Source organism: Kribbella sp. NPDC023972, assembly GCF_040639075.1.
In the GTDB taxonomy this organism is placed as follows: Bacteria; Actinomycetota; Actinomycetes; order Propionibacteriales; family Kribbellaceae; genus Kribbella.
The window spans coordinates 1,775,067-1,792,165 of sequence record NZ_JBEZZH010000001.1 but is presented as its reverse complement, the minus strand read 5'-3'; the positions used below and the strand labels follow the sequence as shown (position 1 = coordinate 1,792,165).

15 protein-coding genes are annotated in these 17,099 nt (G+C 69.6%); 7 read left to right on the top strand and 8 right to left on the bottom strand.

What is annotated here, in order from left to right; all coding sequences use genetic code 11:
• Positions 1 to 43 precede the first annotated feature (43 nt).
• Entirely contained in the window at positions 44 to 1,111 is a 1,068-nt protein-coding gene (locus AB0F43_RS08530; RefSeq protein WP_360472532.1) for a hypothetical protein, read from the top strand.
• Positions 1,112 to 1,260: 149 nt separating this feature from the next.
• On the top strand, positions 1,261 to 1,746 hold the full coding sequence (locus AB0F43_RS08525) for a GNAT family N-acetyltransferase (protein WP_360472528.1): 486 nt from the start codon (positions 1,261 to 1,263) through the stop codon (positions 1,744 to 1,746).
• On the opposite strand, the gene AB0F43_RS08520 is transcribed toward AB0F43_RS08525, so the two are convergent.
• Positions 1,721 to 2,089: a transposase gene (locus tag AB0F43_RS08520; RefSeq protein WP_360472526.1), complete on the bottom strand. Its 369-nt coding sequence runs from the start codon at positions 2,087 to 2,089 to the stop codon at positions 1,721 to 1,723. The genes AB0F43_RS08525 and AB0F43_RS08520 overlap by 26 nt on opposite strands.
• Between AB0F43_RS08520 and AB0F43_RS08515 the strand changes: the two genes are divergently transcribed.
• Positions 2,026 to 2,238 (top strand): hypothetical protein, encoded by a 213-nt coding sequence (locus AB0F43_RS08515; RefSeq protein ID WP_360473091.1) that lies wholly within the window; start codon positions 2,026 to 2,028, stop codon positions 2,236 to 2,238. The two genes, AB0F43_RS08520 and AB0F43_RS08515, sit on opposite strands and share 64 nt — an antisense overlap.
• Before the next feature lie 760 nt (positions 2,239 to 2,998).
• Here the strand turns inward: AB0F43_RS08515 and AB0F43_RS08510 are convergent.
• The 6 genes from AB0F43_RS08510 to AB0F43_RS08485 all read right to left on the bottom strand — a co-directional run bounded on the left by AB0F43_RS08510 (position 2,999) and on the right by AB0F43_RS08485 (position 9,672).
• The gene (locus AB0F43_RS08510; RefSeq protein WP_360472523.1) at positions 2,999 to 3,196 is read right to left on the bottom strand and encodes a hypothetical protein; all 198 of its coding nucleotides are present in this window, start codon (positions 3,194 to 3,196) and stop codon (positions 2,999 to 3,001) included.
• A 74-nt stretch (positions 3,197 to 3,270) separates the two neighbouring features.
• The gene (locus AB0F43_RS08505; protein ID WP_360472520.1) at positions 3,271 to 3,759 is read right to left on the bottom strand and encodes a DUF2505 domain-containing protein; all 489 of its coding nucleotides are present in this window, start codon (positions 3,757 to 3,759) and stop codon (positions 3,271 to 3,273) included.
• Between the two features lie 40 nt (positions 3,760 to 3,799).
• Positions 3,800 to 4,726, bottom strand: a complete 927-nt coding sequence (locus AB0F43_RS08500) for a hypothetical protein (RefSeq protein ID WP_360472517.1) — start codon at positions 4,724 to 4,726, stop codon at positions 3,800 to 3,802.
• Complete coding sequence (locus AB0F43_RS08495) at positions 4,723 to 7,203, bottom strand: Hsp70 family protein (RefSeq protein WP_360472514.1); 2,481 nt, start codon at positions 7,201 to 7,203, stop codon at positions 4,723 to 4,725. The genes AB0F43_RS08500 and AB0F43_RS08495 overlap by 4 nt, the downstream gene beginning before the upstream one ends.
• Positions 7,196 to 7,705 (bottom strand): hypothetical protein, encoded by a 510-nt coding sequence (locus tag AB0F43_RS08490; protein WP_360472511.1) that lies wholly within the window; start codon positions 7,703 to 7,705, stop codon positions 7,196 to 7,198. Before AB0F43_RS08490 ends, AB0F43_RS08495 begins: the two co-directional genes overlap by 8 nt.
• Positions 7,702 to 9,672, bottom strand: a complete 1,971-nt coding sequence (locus AB0F43_RS08485; protein ID WP_360472509.1) for a septum formation family protein — start codon at positions 9,670 to 9,672, stop codon at positions 7,702 to 7,704. The genes AB0F43_RS08490 and AB0F43_RS08485 overlap by 4 nt, the downstream gene beginning before the upstream one ends.
• A 251-nt stretch (positions 9,673 to 9,923) precedes the next feature.
• Between AB0F43_RS08485 and AB0F43_RS08480 the strand changes: the two genes are divergently transcribed.
• Both AB0F43_RS08480 and AB0F43_RS08475 read left to right on the top strand, forming a co-directional pair.
• Positions 9,924 to 11,738: a heparinase II/III family protein gene (locus AB0F43_RS08480; protein WP_360472506.1), complete on the top strand. Its 1,815-nt coding sequence runs from the start codon at positions 9,924 to 9,926 to the stop codon at positions 11,736 to 11,738.
• The gene (locus AB0F43_RS08475) at positions 11,735 to 13,606 is read left to right on the top strand and encodes a DUF2264 domain-containing protein (protein WP_360472503.1); all 1,872 of its coding nucleotides are present in this window, start codon (positions 11,735 to 11,737) and stop codon (positions 13,604 to 13,606) included. The genes AB0F43_RS08480 and AB0F43_RS08475 overlap by 4 nt, the downstream gene beginning before the upstream one ends.
• Here the strand turns inward: AB0F43_RS08475 and AB0F43_RS08470 are convergent.
• Positions 13,586 to 14,701, bottom strand: coding sequence for a substrate-binding domain-containing protein (locus AB0F43_RS08470; RefSeq protein ID WP_360472501.1), 1,116 nt, complete (start codon positions 14,699 to 14,701; stop codon positions 13,586 to 13,588). The two genes, AB0F43_RS08475 and AB0F43_RS08470, sit on opposite strands and share 21 nt — an antisense overlap.
• Before the next feature lie 134 nt (positions 14,702 to 14,835).
• On the opposite strand from AB0F43_RS08470, the gene AB0F43_RS08465 reads away from it, so the two are divergent.
• A complete protein-coding gene (locus tag AB0F43_RS08465; protein WP_360472498.1) occupies positions 14,836 to 15,819 on the top strand; it encodes a hydroxyacid dehydrogenase in 984 nt (327 codons plus the stop codon).
• 11 nt (positions 15,820 to 15,830) lie between these two features.
• The gene (locus AB0F43_RS08460) at positions 15,831 to 17,099 is read left to right on the top strand and encodes a sugar ABC transporter substrate-binding protein (protein WP_360472495.1); all 1,269 of its coding nucleotides are present in this window, start codon (positions 15,831 to 15,833) and stop codon (positions 17,097 to 17,099) included.

Sequence of the window (17,099 nt, the reverse complement as noted above, 5' to 3'; positions counted from 1 at the left end):
GCGAGATCGGGAGTACCGAGACCGGTGGCGTCGTTTCCCGGGTATGCATGAGACCGATCTGCACCTGGAGCCCAACGAAGCGTCCGACCTGTGCCGCGTGTTCACGCCGGACGTGCTGAGCCGTCACGGCTGGGACCGGGCGTTTGTCACGGTGCTGGACGAGGCGACGGCCGAGGACGCGCTGGCACTGCTCGTCCACACCGCCGGCGCGCCGCTCGACGAGGAGTGGGACGCGCTGCGGGTGTTCGCGGACGCCGGGCCGAACGCGGGCAAGACCGAGGACGCCGAAGCCTGCGCGTCCCGCGAAGGCTACGTCTACATCGTCGGTTCGCAGTTCGGCAAGAAGGCGGGACCGCTCGCGGCCAAGCGGTCCTGGCTCGCCCGCGTGCGTGAGCAGTCGCTCGCGGAGGCCGTGGAGCACGGTGGCCGGGCAGAGCTCGAGGTCGTCCGGTTCCGGTTCGGACTGCACCGAGCCGTCAATGACGCGTTGGCGGACGTCGAGCTGCTGCCGTTGGGTGCGTTGGAGCGACAGGCGTACGTCGACGCCACCATCGCGATCGGTCAGCAGAAGGCCAAGCGCTGGCACGGGACCGTCCACCCGACGGATCACCCGATCAACATCGAGGCGGCCGAGTTCCGCGCGGACGGCCGGCTGCTGCTGGGGCTGCGCTACCCGGTGACCGCCGACGGTCACCCGCTCCTGGTCGAGCTCGAGAACGTCGAGGAACTGTTCGCCGACCCGAACGCCGTACCGCGGTGCGGCAACGTCTGGGTGCTCGGGGACGTCGGCAGCATCGAGGCGCCGGCCGGGCTGCGTGGTCTCGACACCAGAGGTGGGGACCGGTTCGACGCCGTGGTCGGTGATCTCGACGCCTCCGGCAAGTCGGCCACCGTACTCGCGGATCACCCGGAAGGAGCCCGGGCGGCCTCCGAGCACGTGCGCTTCGAGCTCCCGACGGATACCGGCGGCGGTGTCGTCAGCGCCAAGGTCGTGCACCACTTCGGCGACATCCGCCGGGTCGAAGGCGTCGCCGTCGACCACGAGGGCCACGCCCACTACGTCATCGACGAGGAAGGCCACGTGGCCCTCCGCACCCTCGTCTTCGACTAATGAGCTTGGGCCGTGCCTGACGGTTCGACGCCGTAAAGAGGCCGGTGTGGTTCCGCGGCTGCGTGATGGTGCTGGTCGGTGTGGTGCGGGTCAAGACCTCCGATCAGCGGTACGCGTCAAGCCGAACGGTGTTCTGGGAGGATGCACCCATGATCGACGATGTCACCATCCGCCGTGCGGAGCGAACCGAGCTGGCCGGCGCGTTGCGCGTATGGCGGGCCGCGAATGAGGCTCGCGGCAAGCTGCCGGACGCCGCTCGGATCAAGCGGGTACAGGAGAAGCTGACCGATCCCGTGGCCCTGCCGGTGGTCGCCGTGAACCGGGACACAGTGGTTGGGATGGCGTTGGCCGAGCCGGGGCGGGCAGACGACGGCACCGGCCCCGAACTACCGGACCTCTGCCACGTGTCGATGGTGTTCGTGGACCCGGCTCACTGGGGCCGACGGATAGGTGAGCTGCTGCTGGCCGAGGTCGCCGAAGTGGCCGTTCATACCGGGGCGCGACGCTTGCAGCTTTGGACCGGGACGCGGAACGAGCGGGCTCAACGGCTATATCGACGTGCCGGATTCGTCCCGACCGGCCGAGTGCACGACCACGGTGGCGAGGCGATCATCCAATTGGAGCGGCCACTGTGACGGATGTTGGAGGTCGACCCGACACCGAGCCGGCGTGCTCAGGATCGTCAGTGCGTAGGAAGGCTCTCGCCGGATCGTAGGGTTGGCCGGTTTGGAGGTCGTTCTTGATCCGCCGGTAGGTGATGCTTCTTGAGCGGCCGGAGGCCCGGGTGATGGGTGCGGATCCGGCGTAGGCCTTGACCGCTCGGGCGTCGATGAAACGGTTCCGGTCATCGCCGAGCTCGGCGAGGATTTCGCGCCGGTGTCGTCGCCGAGGCCGGGGAAGCTGGTGATGATGGCGTGGTCGGGGTGCTGGGCGAAGGCCTCGGCGAGGGCCTGGCCGAGGTGGTCGACGTTGCGGCATGCGGTGTCGAGGGTGGCCAGCAGCACGAGTGCCTGGCGGCCCATGGCCTGCTCGACGAGTTCCGGCTGACGCAGCTGTGGTCGCTGGAGCGCGGTGTGGATCTCGGCTGTGCGGGTGTCGATGCGCCGCTGGCGGCCGGCGCGGCGTAGTGCCGCAGCGATCCGGGTCTTGGTCAGCCTCGCGGCCGCGGCCGGCGTGGGCGCGATCGCGAGGATGGCTCGGGCTTCGGCGCGCCCGAGGCCCGGGAGGAATGCTCGTCAGGCGCGCCGGTCTTGCACGAGGACTCAACCGGTCCACGAGGTGTGCAGACGTCACCCGACAAGACGGCCGAGCGACCCAAGTCTCGGCTCGCTCGGCTGTCATTAGGGCGCCTGCGGCGTCCGCTTCGCGGATCTTCGACCCTTGACACACACCACACCGACCAGGGAAGGACACAGCTACGTGGATCCCGCGGGAGGTGTGAGCCGAGGGGGTGGATGACGCTTGCGATCGTGGTTGCCGGGTCACCCGTGGAGCCGGCCGGGTCTGGTGGTCGAGGCGGGCTGTGGTGCATCGGGTCGCGGATTCTGGTTCGGGCCGCGGCGATTTCTCGACCACGATTGACGACTCGACGATCGAACCGAGGCTGGACCCTCGGAACCCCGCCATCCGGACGAAACCGGCCACAGGCCGAAACCAGCCCCTCGGAACGGCGGCCACTGGCGGGTTATCTCACCGCTGGCCTGCTACAACCCGCCAGCGGTGACACAACCCGCGCGCCACCCCCCAACCACATCGTGGCCGTTGGCAGGGCCATCAGGTCGTCGATCAGGGTCTTGATCTGCTCGGGTCTGGTCGGATCCGCGTCCAGAGCCAGACCGAGATCAGTCGAAGGGGCCGCCGAGCGGGTTCGGCCCGCCGGTGTCGGCCTCAGGCAGTGCGGTTGAGCTGCTGCAGCGGCGGATCGACCAGGAGCGCGGATCCGCACGTGACGCAGATCCACTCGTCCGGCTCGTCGACCAGGTGATCGGCGGCCTCGATCCGTTCGAACGGCATCACGGTGGCGCAGAAGACGCAGTACTGCGAATCCTCGCCGGCCTGCTCGGCCCGCCGGCCTTTCTTTCGCACGACTGGCTCACCTCCGGGGCAACTCGTCTGCTTTCAGGTTGCCACCGCGGGTGAGCCAGTCGGCGCAACGACACTCAGTGGGTCCAATCCCGCCCGAGCTCGTGCTCCTTCTGCAGTCCGGACCGGATCGCGCCGACCACGAACGGCTCGATCTTCTTGCCGATCAGCGGGACCGCGACCTTCACGTCGAGGTCGATCGCCTGCACCGTGCCCGCCCCGCTGGCGGTGATCGACGCGGTGCCCTTCAGCGTGACCGGGGTGTTGCTGATCTCGCCGGTGACGTCGGCGTCGCGGGACCCGTCCGGCTTGGCCGGGTGCCAGGTCTCGGTCTGGACGACGGTCAGCGTCTGGCCGACGAACTTCCGGGCGATGTCCGGTACGTCGTCCGACGGCATCTCGCGCTGGACCTTGACGATGGTGTCACCGCCGGACTCGGTCACCTCCACGGAGTACGACAGCGCCTTGGTCTTCTGGCACGCCTGCTCGCGGAAGGTGGCGTCCGTGACGATCGCGAACACTTCCTCGGGTGTGGCGTCGTACGACGCCGACAGCTTCAGCTCCATGCCGGACATCATGGCATTACCACTCGGTCACAACACCAGGTCACTGCCGGTGCGGAGTCAGCAGCAGGCTGACCGTGCGGTTCTGTGCCGCCGTGCGGAACGGCGCGGCGCGCTGGTCGCCGGACTGCAGAGTGAAGGTGGTGAGCGGAAGTCCGGACGATCGGCTGAGCTGCTGGGTAGCGGTACGCGCCCGGAGCAACGCCGTACCCGAACCGCCGGAGGAGCTGCTTCCTGGTACGACGACCGAGTGGCCGGTAACGGTGATCGCGACGTCGAGTCCGGCCAGTCGCTTGCCAAGGGCATCCAACGCCTCGCGGCCGGCCGGCGTGAGCTCGGCGCCCCGGGAGAACAAGCCCTGGTCAAAGAGGATCCGAACGGCACCTGGCTGCCGCTGGACGACGAGCCCCGGACCGGCCACCTTGGCCTCGATCGCATCCAGCTGCGCAACCAACGCGGTCGCCGCGGCCCGACGTTGGGCCTCGATCGCGGCCAACTGCCGAGCCAACCGATCCGCGCGCTCCTGCGCACTCCCGTCGACCGTCGGCGCAGGCGTTGGCGTAGTCGCAGCCGGAGGCGTCGGTTGCTGCGCCACCGGCTCACTATCGCCACCCAGCTGAACCACCCCGGCAATCAGTACGACGACCGCCACAACGCCCGCTGCTGCACCGACGACGGGCAGCACCGGCCGCGCCCGTCGACGACCCGCGAGGATCGCCGCCAACGTCTCGCGCCCCGCCGCCGCGGCTGGATCGTCCGGCTCGAGCTCCTGCACGCGCGACCAGTACCTATCGGCGTCATCCCATCGCTTCTGCTGGGCCGCGATCCGGGCCAGCAGGTCCAACACTTCCGGCCCCATCTCATCAAGCTCGGCCAGCAGTGCGGCCGCTCGATCGAGGTCCCCCTGCCGAGCAGCCTCGGCGGCCCGACTCAACGCGAGCTGCTGCTGGAGCTCACCGGCCACTGTCATTTGATCAGCCCGATGATCTTGCTCTGCTCGTCGCGCGGGATCATTCGAATCAGCTGCTGGTTGACGTTCTCCAGCGTGCGCTCGTCTCCGGTGGAGATGGCCCGCCGGCCTTCGCGGACGAGGTCGTCGGCCTCGCGGGTCGGCGGCAGCAGGCCGGGCTGCTCGGTCAGACCGTAGAAGAGCCGCATCGGCCAGCCGGGTTGCCGGCTCTCGAGCCTGACCAGGAACTGGCTGGTCCGGTCGATCTGGGTCCGTACAGCCTCGATGTCCTGGTCGTCGATGGCACGCTGGGCCTGCTCGCGCAGGGCGGCGAGCTCCTGGTCGTAACGCGCGGCACCCGTGCGTGCGGCCAGCTCGCCGGCCTCGGCGAGCAGGTCGAGCAGTTCCCGTACGAGCGGGGGCAGGCCGGCCGCGGCCTCGACCTCGTCCAGGTCGGCGTGCAGGTCACGCAACCGATCCTCGGCGGTCGCGGCCGCGCCGGCGTCGGTCGAAGCCGCCCGGACCTGCTCGCGGGCCGTCGTCAGCGTCCCTTCCGCCTCCAGTCTGTCCAGCCGGTCCCGGACCTCGGGATTGTCGTCCGCCCGCCGCGCCTCGTCGACCCGGCGTTCCGCGTCGGCCAGCAGTTGGTGCAGCGTCTCGGTGCTCGGCGTACGGATCGAGTCCAGGTCGATCTCGGCCTCGAACTGGGCCTGGATCAGCGGTACGTCGGCGACCACGGTGACCAGGTTGGACGCGTCCACCTCGAAGGTCACCTCGACCTCGGTCCCGGCCGGCAGGTCGAGCCGTACGTCGACCGGCCGGATCTCCAGTGTGCCGACCAGCCGGTTCCGGTCCGCGCGGGCCCGTTCGCCCTGGACCACCGGGATCCGGATCATCGCCTCGTCGTCGCGGCGGTGCAGCGCCTGCGCGGTCCGGAACGTCTCGCGAACCCGGGTCGGCACCCCGGCGCCCTTGCGCAGCAACGGCGAGAACGCCTTGTCGGCCAGCTGGATGCCGAGCGAGTGGGTCAGCCGGGCGCCGCCGAACTCCACCTCGCGATGCGTGATGGACAACGTGTTCGGGGTCAGCTTCTGCGGGGCACCGGTCGGGTCGAACAGCTCGATGGTGAAGCGCGACGTACGCCGCTCGTCGATGTCGACCTCGGTGGCGAACGCGCCGACGCGGTTCAGCGCGATGTTGTCGGACCGGAACGGCGGCCGGCCCTCGGGGTTCGCGAGTACCACCGAGAACCCGGACCAATCCAGGTCCCGCCCCGCCCGCAACCGCCCGGCGACCGTCGGAGTGGTGGTCGTGACACTCGGCTCGTAGGCGAGCTCGACGGCGTACTCACCGGCTGCCGGTGCCGCCGACGTCGGCGCCGGATGCCTGACCGTGCTGGCGAAGACGGCGGCGCCGCGAGCGACGACTGTGGTCGGGTCGAGTCGAGTGTCCAGCTCGATGCCGAGACCCTCGGCCGGGTCCGCAAGCCGCTCGCGCAGACCGGGGGAGAGCGTGACGCCGCCGACCAGCAGGAGCTTGTCGATCGCGTCCGGAGCAAGCCCGCTGTCCCGCATCGCCTCCCGGCACAGGTTGATCGAGCGGACGTAGTACGGCTCGGCGACCCGGTCCAGTTCGTCGCGGGTCAGCGTGTACTCGAACAGCTCGGTGAGGCCGCCGCCGGTGTCCAGCTCGACCATGAGCGGCGCCGACTCCGACCGCGACAGCGCGATCTTGGCCTCTTCGGCCGCATTCTTGAGCCGGGCGAAGCTGACCCGCCAGGCCGGGGCGTCCCGGGTGAAGTCGGTCAGGCCGAGCTCGCGGGCCGCGGCCGGTGCGAGGACGCGATCGACCAGCGCCCAGTCGATCAGCTTGCCGCCGAGGTACGGGTCACCCGCGTGGTTCAGCACCCGCAGGTCGCCGTCGCGCTTGCTCACCACGGCCGCGTCGAAGGTCCCGCCGCCGAAGTCGAACACCATCCAGTACGCCCGGTCGGCGGTGTCGTGGAAGCCGTACGCGAACGCCGCCGCGGTCGGCTCCTGGACCAGCGGGCAGCCGGGCACGAACCCGGCCAGTACGGCGGCCTCGACGGTTGCCTTGTTCTGGTTGAGCGAGAACGCAGCCGGGACCGTGATCACCGCGGCGGTCGGCGCGTCCGCGTTCAGGTGCAGGGCCGCGTCCGCCCGCAGGACCTTCAGCACCTCCGCGGACAGCTGCGGCGGCGTGAGCCGTACGCCCGCCCGCGCGAAGGACTTGCCGGCGTCGGACAGACCCATCCCCTGCTTGAACTCCACCGCGGTGTTGTCCGGGTCCTGCTCCGCCCGCTCGCGTGCCTTCGTGCCTACCCGGGTCAGCCCGGGGCGCGGCAGCCACACCGCCGACGGGGTGATGTCACGGCTGTCGTCGGTGCTCTTGATCACCGTGACCGTGTCACCCTCGGCCAACGCGATCGCGCTGTTGGTGGTACCGAGGTCGATGCCGAAGTCGATGGTGTCACGCATGGCTGTCCTTGGGGTCGGCGACGGGTGCGATGGGTACGGCGACGATCACCTGCGCGGTCTGGATCCGGCGATCGTGGTGGTAGACGGCCGGCCGAACGGTCTCGAGGACTGTCTCGGCGGTGGCCTCGGGATCCTCGGAGTACAACAGGACCTCGACGGACCGACCTGAGTGGAAGGGCTCGCCGTCGTGGTCCTGCAGGGTGAGGCCGGCCTCGGCCAGGGCTTCGGCACAGGTCCGCAGGTAGCGAGCGGCCTGCTTGCCCTGGGCCTCTTGCTTGCCTTGGGCAAGTTTTCGCTGGGCGCGCCACAGATTGGTCGCCGCCTCGGCCAAGGCGTTGTCGTCGGCCGTAGGACGAACGACCTCGGGCACCTCGACAGGAACGGCCTCGGCGAGTTCACCGAGATAGCGTTCGATATCGGCACACTGCGCCGCGGACCAGCGTGGCGCCTCGATCCGGAACGCCTTGTGCTGCCGCCATTGGCGGAGCTTCGCCGCGCTCATCCGAGCTTCCCCGCGGTGAGCTGGTTGTCGGCCCGATGAACCAGGCAGTACGTGTAGATCGCCCGCTTCGGGTCGTCCCACCAGGTCCGGCCCGGCCAGCCGACCGTGGTCGTGTACCCGGGCAGCCTCGGTACCAGTTTGGCGCACGCCTTCTTCGCCTTCGCGTACACGGCGTTGTCACCGGGCCACTTCTCGCCCGGCTGGAAGATGACCGGGTACCCGAACACCTGCGCCCAGTGCCTCGCCTCGCAGCGGACTACCGGCACCTCGTCGGTGCCGGTCCGGTGCTCCTGCTGGATGCACATGCCGATCGGGGCGTTGGCCGCCACATCGGTGCTGAACAGGTTCATCTTGACCACCACCGCCGCTGGTGCGACATCCTCGTTGACCTTCTGTCCCGCCGGGATCGACTCACCGTCCGCGCGGCGAACGATGCAGGGCGCGTAGTTCTCGTACACCGTCAGGTTCTTGCCGTCGTTCCATTCGTCGGCCGGCGCGACCACGAACTCGGTCACGTACTCGCCCGCCGGCAGGTGCTGCCGTTCCCGCGCCTCCTCGCACTGGAACCGGGCCAACGCGGTCGCCTGGTCGGCACCCGGGTACGGCGCCGGTACGCCGGTGATCGGCACATAGGCCAGTACTTCGGCCCAGTGCTCGTCGTCGCAGTCCGCCAGCTGGACCTCGCCGGGTTTGGTCGCCCAATCGGTCTGCCGCGCGAGGCAGCTCCCCACCTTGGCGTTGTCCACGATCTTGTACGAGTACAGGCTGGCGGTGACCGCGCCCCACGGTCCGCACCGGGTGACGCCGTACGCGATCGCGGCGATCGCCAGCAGCCAGAACAGGACCCGGGGCCAGCGCCGCCGCGGGCGGTAGTAGTACGTCGGCGAGTAGGTCGGCAGCGACGAGTAGCCGCTGGGCCGGCGATAGTCGCCCAGGAGATTGACCAACTCCGTGCTGGTCCGCAGCGTCTCGCGGTTCGCCTGGATCAGCTCCTGGTCGCGGGGGTCCTTCACCAGCTGCGCCGCGGTGTCGAGCCACCTCCGCGCGCGGCCGTCGGTCACCTCGCCGCGGTCGAGCAGCTGGACCGAGCAGTTGTTCAGCAGGATGGCGAGCTGGTCGTGCAGGGTCGCCGTCCGGTGGTGCCGGTCGGGTGGCACGATCGCGTCCAGCTTGTGCAGCTTGGGAACGAGGTCGCGCTCGATCTCGGTGGCGATCGGGTCGGCGTCCTCCTCCCGGGACCGGCGGGTGATCGCGACCCGGCGTTCCTCGAGCTCGTCGTACTGCGGGCCCGCCGCCGATTCGAGCATTTGGTCGACCAGCGTGGCCGGGGCCGGCCAGCGCCGCGCGTTCGCCACCAGCCGGGTCGGTTTCGTCTTCGCCGTCACGACCAGGTCGATGATCGGCTTCAGCAGGGTCCTCGGCAGTTCGTCCTCGATCAGGTTCGACGCGGACAGGTCGAGTTGCCGATCGTCCAGCTCGGCCACCCGGTGATCCAGGTGGTCCCAGAACTCGTACCCGTCCAGCAGTTGTCTCCAGGCGCTGCCGGCGGCGGTCCAGTGCCGGGCCCGGACTGTGGACGCAGTCCTGCGCCAGCCGTCGTCGAGTTCCGACTCGATCGCCGCCGCGTGTTCCGCCACCGCTGTGTCGTGGCGCTGATGGATCTCGAGCGGGCAGCCGCACTTGCTGACGTCGTCACCCCAGGGAGCGAACACTTCGTGCACCAGCCGGCGGCGCGGATCGCCGAGGATGAGGTCGCAGGCGGCTTGGATCTCGTCCGGGTCGCTGGACGCGTTCGGGCCGAGGTCCACATCGGCTCCGACCTGCAAGGCCGCGCGCAGTCGCTGCACCACCTGCCTGGTCGTCCGCCGGTCGACGGTCGCCGGCAGCCCGCTGATCCGGAACGCGTTGCGCCGATAGAGCTCCGGACCGGCGAGCGAGCGTAGTTCGCCGGTGATCGCGTCCGTCACCGGCTCGGCTCCGATCCTGCTCGCCTCACACGCCACCCCGTCTCGGTCTGGTCCGGAATCTCGATTCTCCGGGGGCCGAGTCCACCTTTCCACCGCTGCGGAGTGCCGCGGATGGCGTTTGCCCGGTCCTGGACGCGCCCTGGACCCGCCCTGGACCGAAGCTGGACCGGAACCCTCCAGTTGCCCTGGGCAACAGTTCGGCGGCCACCCCGTTCGTTGACGGGGAAGCGTTTGCCCATAGGGTGGGTGGTGTGAGGCTCAGGGAACGATGGGCGGCGATCGGTGCCGCGGGACGCGAGCAGGCGGTCAAAGCGGCTCGGGCCCGGTCGGGTGTTCCGGAGCTGACCCGGCGAGACGTGTGGGGCAGCCGCGATCCGGCCGCGGTACGGGCGATCCTCGCCGAGGCGGAGTCCGATCGCGATCAGCCGTGGCCGCGAACGCTGCTGTCCGATTACGCCCGCTACTGGCGCGACGGCGTACGCACGGCGTACGAAGGCCCGGCCGGCGAGCTGCGGCGTCGTACCTCGGCCGCGGTGCTCGCCGCGGCGCTGACAGCCGATCAGGCGTACGTCGACCAGGCCGCCGACGGACTGTTGTTGCTGTGCGAGCAGACCACGTGGTGCTGGGCGGCACATGAGTCCTTCGCGACCGCCCGGCAGGAAGTCGTCGGCGATCCCGACGAGCCCTACCTGGATCTCGGGGCGGCGGAGACCGCGGAGATCCTCGCCTGGGCGGACCTCGTCCTCGGGCCCGCGCTGGACGACCGGGTGCCCGGCCTACGTCGGCGGATGCGGCGGGAGGCAAGACTGCGTGTCATCGAGCCGTTCCGCAACGATCGCCGCTGGCACTGGCTCGGACTCGACGGTCACCTGCACAACTGGAACCCGTGGATCCACGGCCACGTCCTCGCGGTCGCGCTGTTCCTCGAGGACGACCCGCCGGTCCAGCTGGAAGTCACCGACCTCGTGGTCGATGGCCTCAGTCGCTATCTCGATGCCATGCCGGCGGATGGCGGCTGCGACGAAGGCTACGCGTACTGGTGGAACGGCCCGGCCCGGCTGGCTCAGGCCCTCGACGTACTGGACCGCGTCACCGACGGCGCCTTCGCACCTTGGTCCTGTACGCCGCTCGCCGAGCTGGCGCGTTATCCGCACCGGGTCGCCCTCGGCGACGGTTGGTACGTCAACGTCGCCGACGGCTCCGCCCGCCCCGATCCGAACCAGCCATGGCATGTCCTCCACCGCTGGGGCCGCCATCACCAAGACCCCGAGGTGATGGCCCAAGCCGCCGCCCACCGAGACCTGCCGATCGCGCCCGCCGCCGGACTCGGGCGTGCGCTCCTCGGCCTGACCGACGACGTGTGGTGGAACGCGGCCAAAGCCGACCTGCCACTCCCGAAGTCGACCTGGTTGCCGGACGTCCAACTCTTCGTAGCCCGCGACGACAGTGGTCTGACCCTCGCGATCAAGGGTGGCCACAACGACGAGAACCACAATCACAACGACGTCGGCTCGTTCATCGCGGCGCTCGACTCCACGCCGGTGCTCATCGACCTCGGGCAGCCGACGTACACCGCGCTCTCCTTCTCCGATCGCCGCTACGAGCAATGGGTCGTCCAGAGCGCCTGGCACAACGTCGCGCTGATCAACGGCCACGAACAACAGGCCGGCTCGGGGCACCGTGCGACCGAGCTCGTCGTACAAGCGAACTCGCTGTCCCTCCGGCTGTCAGAGGCCTATCCAGATGCGTCGAGCTACCGGCGCACGGCGACGCTGGATTCGGGTGCGATCACCATCGCCGACGAGTGGGAAGGCTTGGCGACGCAGCACCTCGTGATCGCCGGCGCACCGCTCAGCCACGAACCCGGCCGGCTGCTGGTCGAGACGCTGGCCGGTGGATACGCGCAGCTGACCTGGGACCCAGATCTTGGTGCCGGACACCTGGAGAAGCGGGCCGTCGACGACGCCTTGCTGGAAGGTGTCTGGGGGCCGACCGTGCACCGGCTCGTCATCGACTGCACCGGCAACTCGTTCCACTTGACCGTTCGCAGAGGAGAGCGACCGTGAGTGATGCGCCGTACACCGGGATGACCCGGGAGGCCTGGGCGGCGACGGCCGACGGGTTGTTGCTGTCGCTGCGGCCGTGGGCCTCGCCGGACCATGCTCGCATCGAGCTGCCCGGTCAGCCGAGTGCGTACGGTCCGGACAGCGACTCGCTCGAGGCGTTCGCGCGTTCGTTCCTGCTGGCGGCGATCCGGCTGCACGGTGACCAGGGGAACGACCCCCACGGCCTCGCCGAGTGGTACGCCGACGGCCTCCGCGCCGGTACCGATCCGGCCTCGCCGAACGCCTGGCCGCGCCCCGACCGGCTCGGCCAGGCGAAGGTGGAGGCGTGCTCGATCGCCCTCGGCCTGCACCTCTCCCGTCCCTGGCTGTGGGATCGCCTCGGCGACGCCGACCGCGAGCGGGTCGTGGCCTGGCTGGCGACGGTGGTCGGGGAGGAGTATCCGCCGATCAACTGGGTCTGGTTCCAGATCGTCGTCGAGACGTTCCTCAAGTCCGTGGGCGGCCCGTGGTCGACCGCCGACATCGAGAGCGGGCTGGCCGTGCACGAGTCGCTCTACCGCGACCACGGCTGGTACGCCGACGGGCCCGAGCGCGCGTTCGACCACTACAACGGCTGGGCGCTGCACGTCTATCCGTTGCTCTGGGCAACGATGGACCCGGCGCTGGTCGATCCGAAGCTGGAACTCGCCTGGCGTGACCGGCTCTCGCAGTACCTCCGGACCGCCGTCCACCTGATCGGCGGAAACGGCTCGCCGCTGATCCAGGGCCGCAGCCTCACCTACCGGTTCGCCGCCGCCGCACCGTTGTGGATGGGCGCACTCACCGGCGCGACCGACGTACCACCGGGTCTGCTCCGGCGCGCGGCGTCCGGGATGCTCGCGCACTTCCTCGACCGCGGCGTCCCCGACGACCGCGGTCTGCTGAACCTCGGCTGGTACGGCGAATGGCCGCGGATCGCCCAGTCGTACTCCGGACCTGGTTCGCCGTACTGGGCGGTGAAAGGCATGCTCGGGCTGATGCTTCCGGCCGATCATCCGGTATGGACCGCGACCGAGGAGCCGCTGCCGGTGGAGGCCGGGGACTTCACGCTGGAGGTCGCGGAGCCGGGCTGGATCGTCAGCGGTACCAAGGCCGACGGTGTCGTCCGGATCGTCAACCACGGCACGGATCACTCGGTGCCCGGCGACCAGCGCGCCGACTCGCCGCTGTACGCGCGGCTCGGGTACTCGACCCACACGATGCCGCCGCTGGAACAGACCGCCTGGTCGGCCGCGGTCGAGAACAGCGTGGCGATCGTGCATCCGGAGTACGGCCCGAGTCATCGCAATGGGTTCACCGCCGTGCGCACCGGTGTCTCGGTCACCTCGGCCCACTGGGTGCGAACCGACGAGGACAAAGGCGCCGAGCACGGCTCCGGTCGTGGTGGCAGCGTCGTCGAGGGTCCACGTCTGGTCGTGGGCTCGCTGCTGCGTGGCAGTCACGAGGTGCGCGCCGTGGTGATCGAGGGTGAGCTCGATCCGTCCTGGCAGCTCGAGTTCAGCGGCTGGCCGTTGTCAGCAGCCGAGCCGCCGACCGAAACCGTCGAGGGGCTGAAAGCGAAGGCCGCCGCGAACGGCCTGCTCTCGTGCGTTGCCAGCGGAGTCGATTTCGAGTACGACGTACGCCGTCTGGCCGAGGCGAGTCCGACAGGCAACCACACCGCGATTCCCTGTGCCAGAACGCATCCCGAGGCCGGTGTGGTCTACCTGGCCGTGGTCACCCTCGGCGGCTCGCCCGAGCGGGCGCCGCTGGTGTCAGCGGATGGCCGCACGGTCCGGGTCGAGTGGGCGGACGGCCAGGTGCAACACCTACGTCTGGACACCGCTTGAGGCCAGCGGGATCGACGAGGCGCGGATGAACAGCTCGGGCGTGATCAGGATCCGTTGTGACGGACGCCGGCGTCCCTCGACCAGCCGGGCCACCATCAGCTCGACCGCGGTCCGCCCGACCATCGGCTTCGGCGGCCGGACCGCGGTCATCGCCGGCTCGGCCAGCCGCGCGACCTCGTCGTCGTAGGCGATGATCGCGAGATCCTCCGGGATCGCCACGCCGCGCTCGGTGCAGTACTGCGCCACCGACATCGCGTCCGGGTCGGAGTGCACGACGAGTGCCGTCGTACCGGTGGCACGGCAGCGTTCGAGCAGCTGGCCGATCGTCTCGCGGTAGCCGGGTTCGACCATCCGGACCGACTCGCGCACGATCAGATGGGGGGAGATGCCGAGGTCCGCGCAGACCAGCTCCCAGCCGCGCTCGAGATGCGCCGACGTCGGGCTGCCCTTGGACAGCACCAGGCCGATACTGCGATGCCCGTGCTCGTGCAGGTGCCGGACGGCGATCTCCAGGCCGAGGGCGTGATCACTGCGAACCCACTCCAGCTGGCTCTTCGTCGGTGTCCAGCGCGGTGGTTGCCGCTCGACCAGGACCACCGGGACCGGCAAGTCGCCGATCCACTGGATCATCTCGCCGACGTCGTCACCGTCCAGGTTCGGCGCGAGCAACAGGCCCTGCACCTGCTGGGACTCGATCAGCCGGGTGATCTGCCGCTGGTCCTCGGCCCAGTCGTACGTCGACCCACGCAGCTGGATCTGGACGTCCTGAGCGGCCGCCGCCGAGCGAGCACCGGTCACGATCGCCGGCCAGTAGTAGTCCAGCGAGGGCACCACCATGCCGATGGTGAACCGCGGCGGCCCGGTACCGCGGCGCCGGATCTGCGTCGTCGGCCCGAGGTCGGTGGGCAGCGTCGCGCCCCCGTGAACCTTGGTGAGCAGGTTCTGCGCCGCCAGCGCCGCGATGTCCCGGCGCACGGTCAACTCACTGACTCCGAGCAGCCCGGCGAACTCGCGCACCCGGATCGACCCGTGCCGCCGCAGCTCATCCATCAGCCGCTCCTGCCGCTGCGGCCCGAACAGTCGTTCCTCGGTCACCGCCTCACCTCCGGGGGTTGTACGAATCTGAACATTTGAGCGTGTATTTGAACGAGCAGTAGATGAAGTGATCGGTCAGGACATCTCATGTTCACATGAGCGCAACGGTAACCGCTTGCCGAGGACTTGTCGTCATGAGCGACGAGTCTTTCCGGGTGCACTTCGACCAGGAGCGCCTGGATCGGCTGGCCGCCCTCGTCAGCCTGCCGGACCCCGTCTGGGTCGACGAGCTCGACTCCCCGGCAGCCCGCGAGCGGCTGGCGGAGGCCGAGGTGCTGATCACCTCGTGGGGTGTGCCGCGACTGTCCGGCGAGCGGCTGGCCGCCGCGCCCCGGCTGCGGGCGGTCTTCCACGCGGCCGGCAGCGTCCGCGGGTTCGCCGCCGACGAGGTGTGGGAGCGCGACCTCGTCGTCACCAGTGCGGCCGACGCCAATGCGGTCCCGGTCGCCGAGTACACACTGGCCGCGATCATCTTCGCCGGGAAGAAGGCGCCGTTCCTGGCCGCCGACACGAGGACGGCGTACCGCGGCTGGGGTCATCTGAGCGGGTTCGGCGACCTGTCGAACTTCCGCCGGTCGATCGGCATCGTCGGCTTCTCCCGGACCGGCCGGCGAGTGGTCGAGATGCTGCGGACCCTCGACGGCCCGACCGTCCTGGTCGCCGACCCCTACGCCGACCCGGCCGCCGTCGCCGCGGCCGGTGCCAAGCTGGTCGGCCTCGACGAGTTGCTGCCGCAGGTCGACGTACTGTCACTGCACGCGCCGGCGCTGCCCAGCACTGACCGGATGATCGGCGCTCCGGAGCTCGCCCGGCTGCCTGACCACGCGACCGTGATCAACACCGCCCGGGGGAGCCTGATCGACTCGGCCGCGCTGGCCGAGGAATGCCGGTCCGGCCGGCTGTTCGCGATCCTCGACGTCACCGACCCGGAGCCGCTGCCGGCCGACTCGGCTCTGCGCTCGGTGCCGAACGTGATGATCACCCCGCATATCGCCGGTTCGCTCGGATCCGAGATCCACCGGCTCACCGACCACGCCTTGGACGAGCTGACCCGCTGGCTGTCGGGTGAGCCCCTCCTCGGACGCATCACCGCAGAATCCTTTCCACTCACCGCCTGAGGAGACCCGTCGTGAAGCGACGCCTTGTAGCAACAATCGCCGCCACCGCCGCGGCGCTGGCCCTGACCGCGTGCGGTGGGGGCTCGTCCGACCAGCCGGCCGCCGGCGGTAAGACCACCGTCAAGCTGGCCCTGTGGAACTACGCGACCACGCCGGAGTTCAAAGCGCTGATCGAGGGCTTCGAGAAGGCCAACCCGGACGTCGACGTCGAGCCGGTCGACATCCTGTCCGACGACTACAACGAGAAGCTCACCACCATGCTCGCCGGCGGTGACAACACCGACATCCTGACCATGAAGAACGTCATCGGCTATGCGCAGTACGCCAACCGCGGCCAGCTGCTCCCGCTCACCGACGAGGCGGGCAAGCTCGACCCGGCCAAGCAGTCCGGCCTCGACGCCTACAAGATCGAGGACAAGTACTTCGCGCTGCCGTACCGCCAGGACTTCTGGGTGCTCTACTACAACAAGGCCCTGCTGCAGCAGGCCGGCGTACCGGAGACGAAGCTCGAGAACCTGACCTGGGCCGACTACGCCGCACTGGCGAAGAGCCTCAGCAAGGGTTCCGGCGGGACCAAGGTGTACGGCGCCTACCAGCACACCTGGCGTTCCGTCGTCCAGGCCACCGCCGCGGCTCAGAGCGGCGGGGACCTGCTCGGCGGCGACTACGGCTTCTTGAAGGACCAGTACGCGATGACGCTGGACCTGCAGCAGGCCGGCGCACTGTTGCCCTGGGCAACCGCATCCAGCCAGAAGGTCACCTACAACTCGATGTTCTCCACCGGCAAGGCCGTCCTGATGCCGATGGGCACCTGGTACGCCGCCCAGTTGCTGGCCGACACCAAGTCCGGCAAGACCAAGATCGACTGGGGCGTGGCCCCGCTGCCGCAGCGCGAGGCCGGCAAGGTGACCACGTTCGGATCGCCGACCGCGTTCGCGGTGAACAAGAACTCCAAGCACGCTGACGCGGCGAAGAAGTTCGTCACCTGGGCCGCGAGTGAGGAGGGCGCCACCGCGATCGCCAAGGTCGGTGTCACCCCGTCGCTGCAGAGCCAGGCGATTCTCGACACGTACTTCGCGCTGCCCGGCGTACCGCAGGACGCGGTGGCGAAGAAGGCGTTCAAGCCCGACCAGGTGGTGCTGGAGATGCCGGTCACCGACAAGACCGCCGACGTCGACACGATCCTGACCGAGGAGCACGAGCTGATCATGACCGGTGAAAAGTCGCTCGACGCCGGCCTGGCCGAGATGTCGAAGCGGGTCAAGAACGAGGTCGGCTGA